The 1,483-nt window shown below is 37.2% G+C and carries 1 protein-coding gene; it reads right to left on the reverse strand.

What is annotated here, in order from left to right:
* Window positions 1-124: 124 nt before the first annotated feature.
* Entirely contained in the window at window positions 125-1,228 is a 1,104-nt protein-coding gene (locus tag Q1A47_RS20435; protein ID WP_166529999.1) for a glycerol dehydrogenase, read from the reverse strand.
* Window positions 1,229-1,483 lie beyond the last annotated feature (255 nt).

Raw genomic sequence — 1,483 nt, forward strand, 5'->3', positions numbered from 1 at the left:
TATACATCAAACATTTCAAAATAACTACTTGGCTTAACGCAGTCATTGCACTGATTTTATACTTTCTTAACTTAGAAACAAAAACTGTCCATGAGATAAAATCGCCATGGACAGTTTTTTGATATTACTTATTCACAAATTGTTTGCTTAACTGATCTACTGCAAGTATAGCTGAAGCAACATCACCAGCCTGAATACTTGGTGATAAGTTTTTCATCGTCTCTCCTTCTTGCGTAGCTCCCTCGCCTACTTTTAGCAGCTCCTCATAAGAAACATCGTCTAAATGCATGTCTCGTAATGTAGTTGGAAGACCAAGTTCGCGATAAAATTGAATATATTTTATCATTTCATCCTCGCTATGGAGCTCTAATAGCAACTGCACCAATGTACCATATGCAACCTTTTCGCCATGAGTAAGGTGGTGAATATCACCTTCGAGTACGGTGAATCCATTATGAATGGCATGTGCTCCTGCTAAGCCACCACTTTCAAAACCTAATCCTGATAATAATGTATTAGCTTCCACCACAGCTTCTACATGATTCGTAACCAATCCTTTTTTTACTGCTTGATATGCAGCTATTCCATATGCAAATAATGTTTTTTCACACTCTTTAGCAATTGCCTTAGCTGCAATACTTGTTTTTCCGCCTGCCATCGTATCACCATTGCGCTTCAGTGTAGCTCGAGCCTCTACCCATGTAGCCATCGCATCAGCAATACCAGACGCAAATAATCTAGCTGGAGCTTTGGCGACAACTGCAGTATCAACAAGTACTAAGTCAGGGTTTTTATGATAAAACTTATAACTTTCAAACACTCCTTCATCACTATATATCACAGATAATGCGCTCGTAGGTGCATCTGTTGAAGCAGTAGTTGGAACGATAACAACACGAGCATGCAATTCATTTGCTATCGCTTTAGCTGTATCCAATGTCTTCCCTCCGCCTACACCAACTACTACATCTACCTGATGATCCTTCCCTTCATTTACCACTCTTTTTATTTCACTTAATGAGGCCTCTCCATTAAACGGAACATAATGATAGTCCAAATTTTCTTCCCTCATGCTTGCTTCAATTGTCTCTTTAGTTATGTCCCAAACCACATCATCAGAAAGAATAAGTGGCTTTTCTGCGATTGATTTCACATGTTTTCCAATAAGATGTAAGGCATCTTTTCCTTGAATATATTTACCAGGTGATACAAAAACAATATTTGACATTTTCTTCACCCTTTCTAATTTTTACATCTATAGTATACCAATTCTACGAATTTTCATCCATATTTTGTGAAGTATTTCACATTATATTCATAATCAAAGATTTTCATTTACGCGCATTCAATTTTATGACACCTCCTTGAGACATACGAACCCTTTGTATTATGTCTGCTTATAACCATAAGAAAAACTGAGCAAAATTCGCTCATTCCTTATCACTAAATGCTCAGATTTACGCTTCCTCTAGTAGCTATTATG

The organism is uncultured Virgibacillus sp., from assembly GCF_947495635.1.
GTDB classification, from domain to species: Bacteria; Bacillota; Bacilli; order Bacillales; family Amphibacillaceae; genus Virgibacillus; species Virgibacillus salarius.